This is a genomic window from Flagellimonas beolgyonensis (assembly GCF_003992615.1).
GTDB classification, from domain to species: domain Bacteria; phylum Bacteroidota; class Bacteroidia; order Flavobacteriales; family Flavobacteriaceae; genus Flagellimonas; species Flagellimonas beolgyonensis.
Window position 1 is genome coordinate 302,522 of record NZ_RZMY01000003.1, and the last position, 13,864, is coordinate 316,385.

Consider the following 13,864-nt stretch of genomic DNA (forward strand, 5'->3'; position numbering starts at 1 on the left):
ACTTGTTTATTCCACTACCAGAACAAAATAATTCTTCTTACCGCGTTGCAACAACACAAACTTATTGTTGATCAAATCCGTTTCGGTGATCAAGTAGTCTTCCTGCACCTTTTCCTTGTTCACCGAGATGGCATTTTGTTTCAACTCCCTTCGGGCCTCCCCATTGGAACCCAAAAAGCCGGTCTTTGCCGCCAAGGCCCCGATCATATCCAATCCGGGCGACAATTCATTACGAGCTATTTGTGCTTGGGGCACGCCTTCAAACACATCCAAAAACGTTTTCTCGTTTAATCCTTTCAAGTCTTCGGAAGTGGATTTTCCAAATAGGATATCACTGGCCTTGATGGCATTGCCCAAATCGGCCTGGGAATGCACCATAACGGTGATTTCCTCTGCCAACCTTCTTTGCAATGCCCTCATATGTGGTGCTTCCTTATGTGTCGCCACCAAATTCTCAATTTCTTCCCTATCCAAAAAGGTGAAAATCTTGATGTATTTTTCAGCATCCTCATCGGAAGTATTCAACCAGTACTGATAAAATTTATACGGTGAGGTCCTTTCTGCATCCAACCAAATGTTGCCTCCTTCGGTTTTTCCGAATTTGGTACCATCGGCCTTGGTGATCAAAGGACAGGTAAGTGCAAATCCTTTACCCCCGCCAATCCTACGGATCAACTCGGTTCCCGTGGTAATGTTCCCCCATTGGTCACTCCCACCCATTTGTAGGGTGCAATCATGGTGCTGGAACAAATACAGAAAATCGTAACCCTGAACCAACTGATAGGTAAATTCGGTAAACGACATGCCTTCCTTGGCATCGGAAGACAACCTTTTCTTAACCGAATCCTTGGCCATCATGTAATTCACCGTGATATGCTTGCCCACATCACGAATGAACTCCAAGAAGGTGAAATTCTTCATCCAATCGTAGTTGTTCACCAACACTGCAGCGTTGGGGGCATCGCTTTCAAAATCCAAAAAGCGGCTCAATTGTGCCTTAAGGGCCTCTTGATTGTGCCGTAACGTTTTCTCGTCCAAAAGGTTCCGTTCCGCGGATTTCCCGGATGGATCCCCGATCATTCCTGTGGCACCACCGACAAGGGCAAAAGGTTTATGGCCCGCCAATTGGAAATGCTTCAACATCATCACACCCACCAAATGCCCGATATGCAATGAATCTGCCGTGGGGTCGATACCCACATAGGCAGCGCGCATACTTTCCATAAGATGCTCCTCTGCTCCCGGCATTACATCGTGGATCATTCCTCTCCATTCCAGTTCTTGGACAAAATTCTTCGTCATGCTTGTAGTTTTCGAATAGCTGCAAATATAAAATGAACTTGGCACTTCACTGAATAAATCCACAACAAATAGGTACATTTACCCTATGATTTTGGTCACTGGAGGCACTGGATTGATTGGTTCACACCTGTTGTACCACTTGGTAAACAGAGGTGGGCGAGTTAGGGCTACCTATCGATCGGAGGAATCCCTTCAGAAAGTTGCCAAGGTATTCGGCTTTTATTCCGAAGTACCTGCTCCACTTATGGACCAGATTGAATGGCACAAAGCCGACATCACCGATGTTGCCAATCTGGAAAGTGCATTTGTTGATGTTGAGCAGGTCTACCATTGTGCCGCTTTAATTTCGTTTGATCCCAAGGATTTCCCTCTTCTAGAAAAAATCAACGTGGGGGGTACGGCGAATGTGGTGAACCTTTGCTTGAAATATGGTATAAAAAAACTGTGCCATGTGAGTTCCATTGCGGCCATTGGCCCAAGTACCAAGGGACGAATAGCAACAGAGGAAAATGAATGGAACGAGGCCGTGGCATCGGTGTACGGTTTGGCCAAATACGATTCGGAACTCGAAGTTTGGCGAGGTTCCCAAGAAGGATTGTCCGTTGTGATTATCAACCCCGGAGTTGTTATTGGTCCAGGATTTTGGAGGTCTGGAAGTGGCACATTCTTCACCTATGTGGCCAAAGAAAAAAAGTACCTATTTCCCGGTGGTACAGGCTTTGTTACTGTTAATGATGTGGTAAACGCCATGGTCGGGCTAATGTCGTCGGACATCCAATCGGAACGCTATATCTTGGTGAGTGAAAATTGGACCTATGCCACCTTGTTCGAAAAAATAGCGACCAACTTTGGTGTAGCACCGCCGAACAAATTACTGACTAAAAGGCTTTTGGAAGTTTTTTGGCGACTGGATTGGTTTCGGAGCACTTTTATGGGCAAACGCAGAAGACTTTCCAAAAACATGGCCAGAAGTCTTCAACATCAAGAAACCTATAGCAACGAAAAATTGGTAAAGGCTCTGGACTTTTCCTTCGAGGAAGTAGATTCCGCCATCAAAAACTGTTGTCACATTTTTAAGGCTCGATAGGATTTAATTTTTCTTTTGCCTTTGCTGCCATAACCGAATCATTTCTGGTTTCGTTGGCTTTTCGGATGCTATCACTTCGTCTTTTGGAACGTTCTTCCAAATCCTTTTTAGCCAAATCCAATTTAGATTGAACATCTTGGTACATTTCTTGGTACTGCAATGGATTGGAAGCATAATAGAGGTCACTCTGAACAAACTGGACACTATCCACACCATATTTCTGATACAAAAATGGCATAATTTCCAGTCCTGAGTCTTCAAATTTGTTTTTCGCTGCGGATTTTGCTGCATTCAAAATGGCCAAATCAAGTAAGATAGCCGCCATTTTGTCCTTTGGAATCAAATTTTCCGGTTTCTCGACAACCTCTTCGGCGCAAGAGCACAAAAACAAAATCCCCATAAGAAAAACGAAACCTTTTTTCATACTTAACGATTAAACGTAAGCCTCATGGCATTTTTGGTGGGGGCAAAATCTCCATTATCATAGGCCAAAAGCCCATTGACGAAGGTACGCACCACTTTGGAGCCAAAAGTAACACCTTCAAAGGGAGACCAGCCACATTTATACAAAATATTGGCTTTTTTAACTTCATTTTGAGTATTCCGGTTTACTTGTACCAAATCGGCATAGTAGCCTTCCCGGATAAATCCCCTACGATTGATATCAAAAAGTTTGGCGGGATTGTGGCACATTTTCTCCACCATTTTTTCCAAGCTGATGACCCCCTCGCTTTCTTTTTGTAGCATGGCCAACAACGCATGTTGCACCAATGGCCCGCCTGATGGTGCGCTGGTATAGGGGTGGTCCTTTTCTTCCAGGGTGTGGGGGGCATGATCTGTGGCTACCACATCAATGCGGTCGTCCAACAAGGCCTTCCATAATTGTTCTCTATCGGTTTTGGTCTTTACTGCAGGATTCCATTTGATCAGAGTGCCCTTTTCGGCATAATCCTCATCCGAAAACCAAAGGTGGTGAATACAGACTTCCGCCGTAATCTTTTTCTTTTCCAGAGGAACGGCATTGGTAAAGAGATCGGTTTCAATACCTGTGGACAAATGGAACACATGCAAACGGGCACCGGTTTTCTTTGCCAAAGCAATCGCCTTGGATGAGGAAAGGTAACACGCCTCGGCACTTCGAATGATTGGATGGAGTTCTATGGGAATGTCGTCACCGTACATTTCCTTGTATTTGGCCAAATTGGCCCTGATCGTTCCTTCATCTTCACAATGGGCGGAAATAACCATCTCGGTATTGCTGAAAATCTTTTCGAGCACTTCCTCATTGTCCACCAACATATTACCCGTGGACGATCCCAAAAACAGTTTTACCCCCGAACAGGCATTTTTGTCCAATCGTTTCAGCTCCTCCAAATTATCGTTGGTACCCCCAAACAAAAAGGAATAGTTGGCAAAGGAATCCTTGGCGGCTATGGCCATTTTTTCCTCCAATTTTTCGATTGTGGTGGTCTGTGGATTCGTATTGGGCTGCTCCATATAGGTAGTGATCCCTCCTGCAATGGCGGCCCTGCTTTCTGTAGCTATGGTTCCCTTGTGGGTAAGGCCTGGCTCCCTAAAATGTACCTGATCGTCTATGATGCCGGGCAGCAAAAGGTCGCCATTCAAATCGATGACCTTGGCATTGGCATCGGAAATAGCACTATCGATTCGTGAAATGTAATTGCCTTCCAACAGGACATCGGATTCAAAAATCCTGTTCTCATTCACAACCTTGGCATTCTTCAACAGTATTTTTGACATGGCTAAAAGTTCTTCTTAAAAAATATACTTCTGAATTTCATTGCAATGACCCCAAAAATGGCCTCTCTAATGATGGCAGAGTTCATTTTGGATTTTCCCTCGACACGATCGGTGAATATTATGGACACTTCCTCGATCTTGAATTTTTTCAGGTACGCGCGGTATTTCATTTCTATTTGAAACGCATATCCAATAAAGCGCACTTTGTCCAGATCAATGGTCTCCAGTACTTTTCTCCTGTAGCAAACAAATCCTGCTGTGGGATCGTGCACCTTCATTCCCGTGATGATCTTTACATAAAATGAAGCGCCGTAGGAAAGTAATATTCTGGCCAAGGGCCAGTTCACCACATTAACCCCTTTTTTATAGCGAGATCCCACCGCAACATCAGCCCCATTCACACAGGCACGATGCAATCGCGACAGGTCGGCGGGACGGTGCGAAAAGTCAGCATCCATCTCAAAAATATACTCATACCCTTTTGCCAATGCCCACTTAAACCCATGGATGTAAGCGGTGCCCAATCCGGATTTTTCCTTTCGGACTTCCAAATATAATCGCTCCGGAAATTCCTTTTGTAATTCCCTAACACACTGGGCGGTCCCATCCGGAGAATTATCATCCACCACCAGCACATGAAAATCCTTCTTGAGGTCGAAAACCGCCTTTATAATGGCCTCTATGTTTTCTATTTCATTGAAGGTAGGTATAATGACCAAACCGTCTGACATTCACAAGCTTTTAGAATGTCAAAAATACGGTTTTCCGATCAGCCCACACAAGCCTATCTGCCCCTCGGTGTCATGTACTTGGTCAATATTTGTAACTTTGGCCCTTAAAATCCGATAGATGGCTCAAAAGTTTCCCAAACTTTTTCTGATTTTACTGGCTATTCTTTTTGTCCTCAACCTGTTTCAGGCCTCCTTCACCGAATTGATCTATGATGAGGCTTACTATTGGTATTATGCACAAAATTTGGCATGGGGGTATTTTGACCATCCGCCTATGGTGGCCTTTTTGGTGAAGTTGAGCAGTTTCTTTTTTAATGGGGAATTGGGCGTGCGATTTATGAGTATCCTACTTTCAGTGGGCACTTATATATTGCTTTGGCTCTTGATCGACAATCCAAAAAAGAAAGATTACGTGGTCCACTTTTTCTTACTGGTATTCTCGTTCACCTTGATGAATGCCTACGGATTTTTGACCCTGCCAGATACGCCGCTTTTGTTCTTCACAGCATTGTTCCTATGGCTGTATAAACGGTTTTTGGAAAATCCATCCACCATCACAACTTTGTTGTTGGGTGTGGTCATGGCCGCTTTGATGTACAGTAAGTACCATGCCGTTTTGGTAATCTTGTTTGTGTTTTTGTCCAATGTAAAACTCCTGTTTGACAAAAAAGCGTGGTTGGCAGTAGTAGTGGCATTGTTATGCTATACACCCCATTTAATTTGGTTGTATCAAAATGATTTTGTCTCGATTACCTTCCATTTGTATGAACGGCCCAACCAAGCCTATAAATTTGACAGTTTTACCCTGGGCTTCTTTTTGAACCTGATCGTCATTATTGGATTGTTGTTTTATTGGATCTACGGCGCAGTGTTCAAGTTCAAAGTGAAAGATTTATTTTCCAAAGCGTTGGTGTACCTGGTTTATGGGGTGCTGATTTTCTTTTTTATATCGAGTTTTAACCGAAGGGTGCAAGCCCAATGGACCATCGTGATATCCATTCCGTTGGCGATTATGGCCTTTAACCATCTTTTGGAAAATCCCAAGGCACGTAAATGGATGTATCGCATCGGTATGGTAAGTTTCGTCTTGTTGTTGTATGCACGGGCTTGGATGATCTATTATCCTCTTTTTCCGAAATTTTATGAGACCCATGGCAATAAACAATGGGCCAAGGAACTAAGAGAAAAAGCAGGGGACGTTCCCATTGTTTTTGAAAATTCGTACCGACGGGCACCCATGTACGAATTTTATTCGGGCATACCTGCCATATCGTTGAACAACTACATGTACCGAAAAAACCAATATTCCATTGATGGTTCTGAGGAACGGGTCCGGGGCAAGAAAATAGCATACGTTACACCCTATCGAGATAGCGGGGATTTTTCTTATATGACTTTGGACAGTTCGGTGTTTCATGGCATTTTCATGGATAACTTTCAATCGTACCGTCGTCTGCAATGCATTGTTGAAAGGCCAAAAACCGGCACCAAACACCAATTAAAGGTGTTCAACCCCTATCCGTTCGATATTCCTTTGGAACAATTAAAGTATACCATTTCTTATTCAAATGCCCATAAGCAGGTGAAACAGATGTTACCTTTAAAAGTACAAGGGAAAGGGAAGCATGTGACCCTGTTACAAGCTATGGACACGGTTTATTATGAATTTGAACTTCCGTTGCCAACAATGGAAAATCCAGAGTATTTTAGGGTAGGGATTTCGGAGAATGGATTACCCCCAGGACTAAATGGCAAACCAATCAAGTTTCAAGAATGAACCCCATAGAAAAAACGGTTTTCTCCCTAGATTGGATGACTCTGATCTTATTTTCAGCATTGATCCTGCTTACCTTGGGAAAATACCTTTACTATTCCAAGTTTGTCAATTTTATCATACTTCCTTTTAACGACAAATACATTTTGCTGTACAATAAAAAGGGACAATTGTTCAATTGGTTTCACTCCCTGCTTACGCTGTTCCAATGGATCAACCTCTCACTTTTTATCTTGCTCGCCCTGGAAACTTTTGGGTATGTTGACACAGCTGATCAACTCTCAACTTATTTTTTGATTTTGGGCAGTGTGGCATTGTTCGAATTGACCAAATTCACCCTTCAGAGTTTCACCGGATATGTGTTTAACATGCAGGATTTGATTTCCGGTCTTATATTCAGCAAAACCTCGTACCTGAACTATAGCAGCATACTTATTTTTGTGGCCAACGTGCTTTTGATTTATGTGCTAAGGGACTCAAAACCCATAATTTATGGCACTATTTTCCTAATTTGCCTCATAATTTTCATCAGTGCGATCAAGCTATTGAAGAACTATCAAAAAGCGCTCTTTCCCTATTTTGTATATTTTATTTTGTACCTTTGCGCACTCGAAATTGCGCCCTTGGTGTTAATTGGAAGCTATCTAAAAGGTTGAAAAGCTTATGAAAGTAAAAACAATTTTGGTTTCCCAACCAGAACCCAAAGTCGAAAATTCCCCGTACTCCAGATTGATTGAGAAGGAAAAGATTAAAGTGGATTTTAGACCATTTATTCATGTGGAGGGGGTTGAAGCCAAAAATGTTAGGCAGCAAAAAATCGATTTGAACAATTTTACGGCAATCATCCTGACCAGCAGAAATTCTGTGGATCACTTTTTTAGGATTGCCGAGGAGATGCGCTTTAAGGTTCCGGACACCATGAAGTATTTTTGCCAGTCAGAGGCAGTGGCCTACTACCTGCAAAAGTATGTGGTATACCGTAAGCGAAAGATCTATGTGGGCAAAAGGACTTTCAATGAACTGATTCCGTTGATCAAAAAGTACAAGGACGAGAAATTCCTTTTACCATCTTCGGACCAATTGAAACCCTCCGTGCCCGAAGCTTTGAACGAGCTTGGTGTGGATTGGAAGCGAGGTATTTTCTACAAGACGGTCATTAGTGACCTATCGGACCTTAGAGATGTGTACTACGACATTTTGGTATTCTTTAGTCCTTCTGGAATCGAATCCCTTTTGAAGAATTTCCCCGATTTTGAACAGAACAATACGCGTATTGCCGTATTTGGCAACAGTACTGTGATGGCTGCGACCGAAGCGGGACTTCGAATCGATATCCAAGCGCCAACACCGGAGACACCCTCCATGACGATGGCACTGCAGAAGTACATTACCAGTGTGAACAAGTAAAAAATTTACCGCAAAAAAAATGAACGCCCGACCAATGGTCGGGCGTCTTGTTTTAAAAGGCATAGCGTTGCGGTCCTCCTCTTCGGATTTCCTCGCTGGCATAGGCCTCGAACTTCTTAAAGTTTTCCCGGAAGGCGTTGGTCAATTTAAAGGCTGTGGTGTAATACGCCTCATCGTTGTTCCAAGTGGTCCTTGGGCTCAGCACCTCCTTGGGCACTCCAGGGCATTCCCTAGGCTGCGCCACACCGAACACGGAATGGATATGGTACTTTTCATAGCTGTAAAGTCCCAGTTCCCCACTTAGTGCCGCATTGATCATGGCACGGGTATACTTGAGTTTCATACGGGTACCCACACCGTAGGGACCTCCAGTCCAACCTGTGTTCACCAACCATACATCCACGCCATTCTCCTGCATTTTTTTGCTCAACATCTCGGCATATTTTGCGGGATGCAGCGGCATAAAAGGGGCACCAAAACAGGCAGAAAAAGAAGGTTGTGGCTCCACTACACCTGCTTCGGTACCGGCCACTTTGGCGGTATAGCCCGATATAAAATGATAGGCAGCCTGCGCAGGGGTCAATTTGGAAATGGGGGGCAACACACCAAAGGCATCTGCCGTTAAAAAGAAAATGTTTTTTACATTTTCACCAATGGATGGTATCTGAATATTTTCGATATGGTCTATTGGATAGCTAACTCGGGTATTCTGTGTTATGGACGTATCCGAAAAATCGACCACCCCATTTTCATCCATGATCACATTCTCCAAGATGGCCCCTTTTTTAATGGCGCCATAGATCTCAGGCTCGTTTTCTTCCGATAGATCGATGACCTTGGCATAGCATCCCCCTTCAAAATTGAATACGGTATTTTCTGGGGTCCAGCCATGTTCATCGTCCCCGATCAATTTTCTATTGGGATCGGTGGATAACGTTGTTTTGCCCGTTCCTGAAAGACCAAAGAAAATGGCGGTATCCCCACTCTCCCCAACGTTGGCAGAACAATGCATGGGCAATGTTTTCTTATACACCGGTAGAATAAAGTTCAGGGCAGAAAAAATACCCTTTTTAATTTCCCCCGTATAGCCCGTACCCCCGATCAAAGCGATTTTTCGACTAAAATTCAAGATGGCAAAGTTATGCTGGCGGGTTCCATCAACAGCTGGATCTGCTTTAAAACCAGGAGCGTTCACTACGGTCCACTCGGGATCAAAATTTTCCAGTTCTTCATCAGTGGGCCTCAAAAACATGTTATAGGCAAACATATTGGACCAAGGATATTCATTGATTACCCTGATGTTCAATTTATAGGCTGGATCTGCACAAGCATATGAATCCCGTACAAACAATTCCTTGTTGTTCAGGTAAGCAATCACTTTATCGTAAAGTTTGTCAAACTTTTCTGGGTCGAAAGGGATATTGATATTCCCCCACCACACCTTATCTTCTGTAATAGCATCCTTAACAATAAAGCGATCCATCGGCGATCTACCGGTAAATTCGCCCGTGTTCACGGCCAGGGCACCTGATGATGCTTCCTTCCCCATGTCATTTTCAAGGGTCAACTGATGCAGTTCTTCCGGTGAAAGTTGGTAATGCACATTCTCATGGTCGATACCATAGGATATTAACGAAATCGTTTTCGAAATTTGAGCAGAATCCTTCATTCTTTTGTTTTAATGATGGTACAAAACTAGAAAATTATAACGTTTTCGTAAGGCATTTAAAGGTCAAAAGAGCTGTTTTTGGGTTAAAATGTGGTATCCTAAAAAAATCCAGCCCAAGATCAAGAAAACTCCTCCAATAGGTGTTAAAAATCCGAAAGTTTTAAAGTCAAATGCGGTTAAACTGTTCGAGACCAACTGTTAAACACTCAGTAAAGCTTTTTTTATTTAGTAATCGCCTTGACTTTCCATTTATCAATTGAAAACTCTCATCCATCAATTGAGCCACCTCATTTATGAAGAATCGTAATACTTTACCTGCTTAAAATCATGATCCTATGAAATTGACAAAGGTTGTTTTTCCCATTTGTATTATACTCCTACTCATTTATGCATGCAACTCCAAATCTGAAAAAAAAGGAAGTTCATTGGAAAACCCAGAAATAGGGAATACTATGGGCAATGAAATTTCTGACGAAGCCACAACCGCCGTATGCCTATGGCCAAAAGTTGGATTGAGGGACAAACCAGGAAGAAAGGATGCAAAGTACCTTACAACCATTTATTTTGGTGAAACAGTAGCGTTCTTAAATGAAAAGGAAGTTGCAGAGGATGAAAAAGAATACCTAAAAATAAAACTCTCCGATGGAAGTGTAGGTTGGGTATATGAACACTTGTTTGCATTGGGTGGAGAATTGGCAATAATTAACAAGGAGACTGCCTTATACAAAAGACCTGATATCATGACTTTTGAAGGTGAAAAGTTGGAACCAATGGACATGGTGGTACAGTTCAAAAATGAGGAGCAAGGGGATTGGCACCAAATTACAGGCCTGAAACGAGAAAAGAACGGATGGATTCAAGGAGACATTAGTGCCATACAAGATGAAGTAGATGTTAAATTGGGCATCTTATATTGGCGAGCTATGGAAGAATCAGCAGAAAAAAAATATGAGTTGCTTGAAAATATTTTAGAAAACCCAAATTTTAAAAAATCAAAACTGATCGATCATGTAAGCAACGCCTTGTATGATAATGGAGCTGAAGGAGAAGCGTTCTATATTGAAGAATTAAACACTTTTGAAAACCTATCCTCCAATAAATTGGGCATTAAAACCGAAATTGCCAATATCCGAAGTGAACCCAAGGCCGAGGAAGACAACATTTTATTTCAGGTTAAAAAAGGTGATATCTGTGATATCATGGAACAAGGTTCTTCTTTGCAAAAGGTTGGCAACCAAACCGATCGTTGGTATAAAATTAACTTCAAGGGAAAAGAAGGTTGGGTTTTTGGCCACAACACAACAAAGCAAAGAAATTAAAACCATCCAATTCTAATATCCCTTATAGATTGTGTTTTTAGACATCACTCCAATTTGCGGATTAAAAGGTGGTATCCTAATATACCCCAGCCCAAGATCAAGAAAACTCCTCCAATAGGTGTTAAAAATCCGAAAGTTTTGAAGTCAAATGCGGTTAAACTGTTCAATGCCAATGCGTAAATCGAGAATGAGAACAGTACAACACCTACGACAACCATCAATAGTACTAGCTTTTTGATCCTATCCGAGCCTTGTGGCCAAAGTCCCAAAAAAAGCAAAAAGAGGGCGTGGTACATCTGATACCGGACACCCACCTCAAAAGTTTCCACAGCATCGGCAGGGACCAACTTTTCCAATCCATGTGCGCCAAAAGCACCAAGAATGATTGCAAACATCCCCAATAGCACAGCGGTTAACAAAATTGTTCTGTTCATAACTTTAAGCAATGATTTTTTTAGAAATATAACAATTTGATACCTTAGTATCCGTTTAAATCAAAAGTACGTAAATCACATGGTCCGAACTATTTTGGTCATTGGAGCGGGTAAATCAACCTCCTATCTTTTGGATTACTTTCTCAAGAAATCCCAATCGGAAAAACTTAGGCTGCGAATCGGCGATATTCATCCGGAAAATATACCTGAACAATTTGCGAAGCATCCCCATTGCGAAGTGTTCTCTCTGGACATTTTTAACGATGAGGAACGCAAAAATGCCATTTCAGATGCGTCCATTGTGGTCTCGATGCTTCCAGCCAGTTTACATAGTAAGGTAGCCGAGGATTGTATTGCGTACAAAAAACATCTGGTCACGGCTTCCTATATCAGTAAGGAAATTAAAGCTTTGGACGAGGAGGCCAAAAAGCATGGTTTGGTTTTTATGAATGAAATCGGTCTCGACCCGGGAATCGATCACATGAGTGCCATGGAAGTCATTGACCGAATTCGGGATGCCGGTGGCAAAATGTTGCTATTCGAATCCTTCACCGGTGGGCTCGTGGCTCCTGAAAGCGATACCAATCTGTGGCATTACAAATTCACCTGGAACCCAAGAAACGTAGTATTGGCAGGTCAGGGCGGTGCAGCCAAATTCATTCAGGAAGGCACCTATAAATACATCCCCTACCATAAACTGTTTCGGCGAACCGAATTTTTGGAAGTGGATGGGTATGGCACCTTTGAAGCGTATGCCAACCGGGATTCCTTAAACTATCGTGAGGCCTATGGTCTACATGATGCACTTACCTTGTACCGTGGAACCATGCGAAGGGTAGGATTTTCCAAAGCATGGCAAATGTTTGTATTACTGGGTATGACGGACGACAGCTATACCATCGAAAATTCAGAGGGCATGTCGTACCGCGAATTTGTAAACCTATTCCTTCCCTATTCGCCCACCGATTCAGTGGAGTTGAAACTACGACATTACCTCAAAATTGATCAGGATGATATCATGTGGGGGAAACTTTTGGAGTTGAACCTATTCGATCACACCAAAAAAATCCCACTTAAAAACGCTTCACCTGCCCAAATGCTACAATATATTTTGGAAGACAGCTGGACCTTGAAAGAGGATGAAAAGGACATGATCGTAATGTACCATAAATTTGGCTATGAAATCAATGGTGAGAAAAAGCAGATTGATGCCAACATGGTGGTCATTGGTGAAAACCGTAGGTTTACGGCCATGTCAAAAACTGTAGGACTCCCCGTAGCCATTGCCACATTGAACATATTAAACGGAAAAATAACAACTCCAGGGGTTCAGATTCCGATTCGAAAGGAAGTATATACCCCTATACTTTCTGAATTAAAGAACCACGGAATCAATTTCAAGGAATTTGAAGTACCCTATTTGGGCTATAATCCTGATTCGGTGGCAGGTTAGGAATTGATTGATTTCTGTTATCTTTACCTTCATCTGTAAACCTTAATCGTGAAAAACAATAACAATTCGGTCAAAATAGATGGTATTGACAAGAAAATCTTAAGATTTTTAATGGAAGATGCCCGCCGACCCATCCTTGAAATTGCACGGAACATCGGCATTTCGGGCGCTGCCATTCACCAGCGATTGCGAAAGTTGGAAAGTTCAGGGCTTTTGGTGGGATCAAAATTCATTGTAAATCCCAGGGTCTTGGGATATACGACCATGGCATACATTGGTATCTTTTTGGACAAGGCCATGGCCAATCCAAGAGCGGTTAAGGAACTGGAAAAGATACCTGAAGTATTGGAATGCCATTATACTACGGGAAATTGGTCCATTCTTATTAAAGTATTGTGCAGGGACAATGAGCATTTGATGCAGGTATTGAACAAAAATATCCAACAAATTGAAGGGGTTTCCCGCACCGAAACCTTTATTTCCCTCGACCAACAAATCGACCGACAAATTCAGATATAATATTTGTATTCAATCTAAATAAAGATTAATTTTGACCTATGGTTGAAATCAACAGGTCCAAATATTATTCTTTTCATCAAGCCACAGCAGATAGGGCTTTCCATATTGATTTTGGTCACAAAACCATCCGTTTGCCCCTGTGCCAGCTTTTATCACTGCGACATAAATTAAAGACCATTGCCATTGAAGACCATTTTGATGGGGATTTGAACAAACACGGTTTTGAGATTCTATTGCTTTGCAACAAGGAACACTTGTTTATTTTGAACACGCTGGAAATCCTAGATCTTACCGAATTGGTCGAAAGCAGTTTGGTGAAACTGGGGTTGGCACAACCCGCACAGGTTGCCCTCGTTTGAAACCCTATTGAAATCCTAGGCCCAACCTCTAAATAAAGCCAAATCAGGT

The 13,864-nt window shown here is 42.4% G+C and carries 14 protein-coding genes; 8 read left to right on the forward strand and 6 right to left on the reverse strand.

Annotated elements, in window-relative coordinates; genetic code table 11:
* Positions 1-6: 6 nt before the first annotated feature.
* Complete coding sequence (gene tyrS / locus EO131_RS02230) at positions 7-1,302, reverse strand: tyrosine--tRNA ligase (protein WP_127018714.1); 1,296 nt, start codon at positions 1,300-1,302, stop codon at positions 7-9.
* Positions 1,303-1,387: 85 nt separating this feature from the next.
* Between tyrS and EO131_RS02235 the strand changes: the two genes are divergently transcribed.
* Complete coding sequence (locus EO131_RS02235) at positions 1,388-2,389, forward strand: NAD-dependent epimerase/dehydratase family protein (protein ID WP_127018715.1); 1,002 nt, start codon at positions 1,388-1,390, stop codon at positions 2,387-2,389.
* Here EO131_RS02235 and EO131_RS02240 read toward each other — a convergent pair.
* The 3 genes from EO131_RS02240 to EO131_RS02250 are packed head-to-tail and all read right to left on the reverse strand — an operon-like array spanning position 2,376 to position 4,881.
* Positions 2,376-2,813, reverse strand: a complete 438-nt coding sequence (locus tag EO131_RS02240) for a DUF4296 domain-containing protein (RefSeq protein ID WP_127018716.1) — start codon at positions 2,811-2,813, stop codon at positions 2,376-2,378. The genes EO131_RS02235 and EO131_RS02240 overlap by 14 nt on opposite strands.
* 2 nt (positions 2,814-2,815) lie before the next feature.
* A complete protein-coding gene (locus tag EO131_RS02245; protein WP_127018717.1) occupies positions 2,816-4,150 on the reverse strand; it encodes a dihydroorotase in 1,335 nt (444 codons plus the stop codon).
* Positions 4,151-4,152: 2 nt separating this feature from the next.
* On the reverse strand, positions 4,153-4,881 hold the full coding sequence (locus EO131_RS02250; protein WP_127018718.1) for a polyprenol monophosphomannose synthase: 729 nt from the start codon (positions 4,879-4,881) through the stop codon (positions 4,153-4,155).
* Positions 4,882-4,999: 118 nt separating this feature from the next.
* Between EO131_RS02250 and EO131_RS02255 the strand changes: the two genes are divergently transcribed.
* Genes EO131_RS02255 through EO131_RS02265 form a run of 3 tightly spaced genes read left to right on the forward strand, consistent with a single transcriptional unit; the run spans position 5,000 to position 8,062 of the window.
* Positions 5,000-6,658, forward strand: coding sequence for an ArnT family glycosyltransferase (locus EO131_RS02255; RefSeq protein WP_127018719.1), 1,659 nt, complete (start codon positions 5,000-5,002; stop codon positions 6,656-6,658).
* A complete protein-coding gene (locus tag EO131_RS02260) occupies positions 6,655-7,311 on the forward strand; it encodes a DUF4271 domain-containing protein (RefSeq protein WP_127018720.1) in 657 nt (218 codons plus the stop codon). The genes EO131_RS02255 and EO131_RS02260 overlap by 4 nt, the downstream gene beginning before the upstream one ends.
* Before the next feature lie 7 nt (positions 7,312-7,318).
* Positions 7,319-8,062 carry a uroporphyrinogen-III synthase gene (locus EO131_RS02265; RefSeq protein WP_127018721.1) on the forward strand — a complete coding sequence of 248 codons (744 nt, stop codon included), beginning with the start codon at positions 7,319-7,321 and terminating at the stop codon, positions 8,060-8,062.
* 52 nt (positions 8,063-8,114) lie between these two features.
* On the opposite strand, the gene pckA is transcribed toward EO131_RS02265, so the two are convergent.
* Positions 8,115-9,731, reverse strand: coding sequence for a phosphoenolpyruvate carboxykinase (ATP) (gene pckA, locus EO131_RS02270; protein ID WP_127018722.1), 1,617 nt, complete (start codon positions 9,729-9,731; stop codon positions 8,115-8,117).
* Positions 9,732-10,066: 335 nt separating this feature from the next.
* On the opposite strand from pckA, the gene EO131_RS02280 reads away from it, so the two are divergent.
* On the forward strand, positions 10,067-11,050 hold the full coding sequence (locus EO131_RS02280; RefSeq protein ID WP_127018723.1) for an SH3 domain-containing protein: 984 nt from the start codon (positions 10,067-10,069) through the stop codon (positions 11,048-11,050).
* A 44-nt stretch (positions 11,051-11,094) separates the two neighbouring features.
* Here EO131_RS02280 and EO131_RS02285 read toward each other — a convergent pair whose 3' ends face one another.
* Positions 11,095-11,484 carry a DUF423 domain-containing protein gene (locus tag EO131_RS02285; RefSeq protein WP_127018724.1) on the reverse strand — a complete coding sequence of 130 codons (390 nt, stop codon included), beginning with the start codon at positions 11,482-11,484 and terminating at the stop codon, positions 11,095-11,097.
* A gap of 79 nt (positions 11,485-11,563) precedes the next feature.
* Between EO131_RS02285 and EO131_RS02290 the strand changes: the two genes are divergently transcribed.
* The 3 genes from EO131_RS02290 to EO131_RS02300 are packed head-to-tail and all read left to right on the forward strand — an operon-like array spanning position 11,564 to position 13,815.
* Positions 11,564-12,937: a saccharopine dehydrogenase family protein gene (locus EO131_RS02290; RefSeq protein WP_127018725.1), complete on the forward strand. Its 1,374-nt coding sequence runs from the start codon at positions 11,564-11,566 to the stop codon at positions 12,935-12,937.
* Positions 12,938-12,985: 48 nt separating this feature from the next.
* Complete coding sequence (locus EO131_RS02295) at positions 12,986-13,456, forward strand: Lrp/AsnC ligand binding domain-containing protein (protein ID WP_127018726.1); 471 nt, start codon at positions 12,986-12,988, stop codon at positions 13,454-13,456.
* A gap of 38 nt (positions 13,457-13,494) precedes the next feature.
* Positions 13,495-13,815, forward strand: a complete 321-nt coding sequence (locus EO131_RS02300; RefSeq protein ID WP_127018727.1) for a hypothetical protein — start codon at positions 13,495-13,497, stop codon at positions 13,813-13,815.
* Positions 13,816-13,864: the final 49 nt, after the last annotated feature.